The sequence below is a fragment of the Sphingobium sp. ba1 genome (assembly GCF_000743655.1).
Taxonomy (GTDB): domain Bacteria; phylum Pseudomonadota; class Alphaproteobacteria; order Sphingomonadales; family Sphingomonadaceae; genus Sphingobium.
The window spans coordinates 25,153-28,705 of sequence record NZ_JPPQ01000070.1 but is presented as its reverse complement, the minus strand read 5'-3'; the positions used below and the strand labels follow the sequence as shown (position 1 = coordinate 28,705).

Sequence of the window (3,553 nt, the reverse complement as noted above, 5' to 3'; positions counted from 1 at the left end):
CCGCTGGCGGGCGCGGGCGAAATCCTCCGCCCCCCAGAAAAGATGCGCGACCGCCGGTTCGCCGTCGCGGCCCGCACGGCCCGATTCCTGATAATAGCCCTCGATCGACTTGGGCAGCCCGGCATGCGCGACGAAACGCACGTCAGGCTTGTCGATCCCCATGCCGAACGCGACCGTCGCGACCATCACCATATCCTCGCTGGCGATGAAGGCGGACTGGTTGGCGGCACGCACCTTGGGGTCCAGCCCGGCATGATAGGCGCGCACGGCGCGACCGCCCCGCCCCAGCGTTTCAGCGAGTTTCTCGGTCGCGGCGCGGGTCTGCGCATAGACGATGCCGGGGCCGGGATTGGCGGCGACGAGATCGGCCAATTGCCGCGTCAGGCCATCGCGGGGATGGACGGCATAGCGGATATTGGGCCGGTCGAAGCCCGAAATGATGAGGCCATCGTCGGGAATGCCGAGTTGGACGAGAATATCCTTGCGCGTATGCGCGTCGGCCGTGGCGGTCAGTGCCAGCCGGGGGACATCGGGAAATTCGTCGAGCAGCGGGCGCAGCAGGCGATAGTCGGGGCGGAAATCATGGCCCCATTCGGACACGCAATGCGCTTCGTCGATCGCGAACAGCGCGACCCTGGCCGATCGCAGCAGATTGCGAAACCCCTCTTGGCTGGCACGTTCAGGCGCGACATAGAGCAGGTCGAGATCGCCGTTGCGCAACCGGTCCTGCGTCTCGCGCCAGTCGGCATCGACGCTGGTCAGGCTGGCGGCGCGAATGCCGACGGCGGTGGCAGCGCGCAACTGGTCATGCATCAGCGCGATCAATGGCGAGACGACGACGCAGCAGCCATCGAGCGCGACCGAGGGCAATTGGTAGCAGAGCGACTTGCCCGCCCCGGTCGGCATGATCGCCAGCGTCGGCTGACCCGCCATGACGCGCGCGACCACCTGTTCCTGCACCCCGCGAAAGCGGGTGAAGCCGAAAATGTCGTGGAGGAGCGTGGGAATGTCGGGCCGCATGACGCGGCCTTAGCGGGGGAAAGCGCGGGGGGCCAGCCTTGCCGCCGCTTAAGAGGTTGGATCGAGCAGGCAGCCCCAGCCGGGTCGATAGCGGGCAGTGCGCGTGGCGATCAGGGGCACGCGCGCCTCGACCGCTTTGTCTTCGGGCCGGTCGGTCAGCGTGACGAGCGCCATGCCCGGTTCCTTGTCATCCTCGCAACTGCCCATCGCGCGCCCTTCGACATAGCGGCAGGAACAGGCGAGACGCGCGCCATAGGCGGCACCCAATTCAGCCCGATCGCGCACACCGCTCCAGTGCCAGCCCAGCACGGCGAGCAGCGACAGGATAAGCACAAGGGCAAGATAAATGATCGTCCGGCGGCCCGGCATATTCCCGACTCGGTTGGGGATGGCTAAGGGCGCGGCTTATGAAGATCGAATGGAACAGCGTAAAGCGGCTTGGTCTTGGCGCCGCCCTGGTGGCCCTTGTCGGCGCGGGCGGGCTGTGGCGCGTGCGCGCGGCCGACCCTCAGCCGCTCTACCATGTGGCGCGCGACGCGGCGGTGGGGGAGGCTGCGCTGCGCGCCGCGATCGACCCCTTGTTCGAGGATGCGGCGATGGGCGACACCCGCGCGCTGCTGGTGATGCGCGATGGCGAAATCGTCGCAGAACGCTATGCGCCGGGTTTCGGGCCGGACACGAAACTCCTGTCCTGGTCGATCGCCAAGAGCGTCACGGCGGTATTGGTGGGCCTGATGGTGGCGGACGGGCGGCTGGCGATCGACGCGCCGGTGCCGGTGGCGGCGTGGAGCCAGCCGGGCGATCCGCGCGGCAAGATCACGCTGCGCCAATTGCTCCAGATGACCAGCGGCCTCGATCATGTCGAGGATGGCGAGCCGATCCAGAGCGGCGACACGGTGCGGATGCTGTTCACCGACGGCGCGCAGGACATGCGCGCCTATGCCGAGGCCAAACCGCTGGGGCAGGCACCGGGCGCGCACTTCGACTATTCGACCGGCAGCAGCATCATCCTGTCCGACCTGATGACGCGGATGCTGACCAACAGCAGCGATCCCGACGTGCGGCGGCGGGCGATGGCGATGTTCATCGACGGACGGTTGAAGGCACCGGGCAAGCTGCCCAGCCTGACGCCCGAATATGACGCGGCCGGCACGATGATCGGCGGCAGCATGATGCATATGACCGCGCGCGACTATGGCCGCTTTGGCGAATTGCTGCGACGGCAGGGGCGCGGCCCCAGCGGGCATCAGATATTGCCGGAAAAATGGGTCGACTTCATGCGCACGCCATCGAAACGCAACCCGGCCTATGGCGCGCACCTCTGGCTCAACCGCGAAGGCAGCGAAAGCGCGCTGATGCCGGGCCTGGCCCCCACCAGCCTGTTCGGCTGTGTGGGGCATAATGGCCAATATATTCTCGTGTCGCCCAGCCAGCGCCTGACCGTGGTACGGATCGGCATGTCACCACACAAGGAACAGCGGGCCGCGGTGAAGGCGGCACTGGCACGCGTGATCGGGCTGTTTCCAGGCTAGAGGTGGAAGCGGCCCTCGATCACCGTGCGGCACTGGCCGGTCAGGATCACCCGGTCGCCATCGAGGGTGCAACCAAGCCGACCGCCGCGCCCCGACGCCTGAAACGCGCTGAGCGTCGTCTTGTTGAGGCGCTTGGCCCAGAAGGGGGTGAGCAGGCCATGGGCGGACCCCGTGACCGGATCTTCATCCACGCCGCCGCCCGGCACGAAGACGCGACTGACGATATCGCTATCCTCACCCGGCGCGGTGGCGATGAGCATGACGTCGCCCTGCGCCTTCAAGGCCGCATAGTCCGGCGCGAGCGCACGGACAGCCGCTGCGTCGGGGAAGAGGAACAGGCTGTAGCCACCATCCCGCCAATGCGACTCGACTGGAGTGCCCCCCAGCCCTGCCGCCAGTTCCGGCAAAGCACGGGGCGCCATATCCCAGGCCGGAAGCGACAGCGCATAGCCATCGCCAGCGCGCGATACGGTCAACATGCCCGCATGCCGCGTGCGGAAACGCACCACATCCCCCTGCCCCATCAGCACATGGCCGCTGGCGAGCGTAGCATGGCCGCACAATTTCACTTCGACGGTCGGCGTGAACCAGCGCAGCGCATGGTCCGCCTCCGGATCATCCGGCGTTGCCAGCGTGAAGGCGGTCTCGGACAGATTATTCTCCGCCGCAATGGCCTGCAGCGTAGCGTCGTCGAGCCACGCATCGAGCGGCATCACGGCGGCCGGATTGCCGGTGAAGGGGGCATCGGCAAAAGCATCGACCTGGGTGAAGGGCAGGCTGGGCATGGATCAGTTCCTTGTCGTTTGCCACGGTCTGGCGGATGGGCGGGCCTGCGAACAGGGCCAACCGCACCGGATTGGCGCTTAGCCCAGCAGCACCAGCGCGCTGCACACGGCGATGCCCACGACGATGTTGATCGGCACGCCGATCCGCACGAAATCAGCAAAGCGATAATCGCCCGCGGCATAGACGAGCGCATTGGTCTGATAGCCGATCGGCGC

4 protein-coding genes are annotated in these 3,553 nt (G+C 67.0%); 1 reads left to right on the top strand and 3 read right to left on the bottom strand.

Features of this window, described 5'->3' with window-relative positions; all coding sequences use genetic code 11:
• A partial coding sequence (locus IL54_RS18995; RefSeq protein ID WP_037479528.1) for a RecQ family ATP-dependent DNA helicase occupies positions 1–1,020 on the bottom strand: 1,020 nt, incomplete at its 3' end.
• A gap of 48 nt (positions 1,021–1,068) precedes the next feature.
• Complete coding sequence (locus IL54_RS18990; protein WP_037479475.1) at positions 1,069–1,389, bottom strand: hypothetical protein; 321 nt, start codon at positions 1,387–1,389, stop codon at positions 1,069–1,071.
• A gap of 38 nt (positions 1,390–1,427) precedes the next feature.
• Between IL54_RS18990 and IL54_RS18985 the strand changes: the two genes are divergently transcribed.
• Positions 1,428–2,552, top strand: a complete 1,125-nt coding sequence (locus IL54_RS18985) for a serine hydrolase domain-containing protein (RefSeq protein ID WP_037479472.1) — start codon at positions 1,428–1,430, stop codon at positions 2,550–2,552.
• Here the strand turns inward: IL54_RS18985 and IL54_RS18980 are convergent.
• A complete protein-coding gene (locus tag IL54_RS18980; protein ID WP_037479469.1) occupies positions 2,549–3,337 on the bottom strand; it encodes a PhzF family phenazine biosynthesis protein in 789 nt (262 codons plus the stop codon). The two genes, IL54_RS18985 and IL54_RS18980, sit on opposite strands and share 4 nt — an antisense overlap.
• Between the last annotated feature and the right edge of the window lie 216 nt (positions 3,338–3,553).

Bases quoted from the DNA above. Each gene is read 5' to 3' on its own strand.
- IL54_RS18990 (WP_037479475.1), bottom strand. From the start codon at position 1,389: ATGCCGGGCCGCCGGACGATCATTTATCTTGCCCTTGTGCTTATCCTG.
- IL54_RS18985 (WP_037479472.1), top strand. From the start codon at position 1,428: ATGAAGATCGAATGGAACAGCGTAAAGCGGCTTGGTCTTGGCGCCGCC.
- IL54_RS18980 (WP_037479469.1), bottom strand. From the start codon at position 3,337: ATGCCCAGCCTGCCCTTCACCCAGGTCGATGCTTTTGCCGATGCCCCC.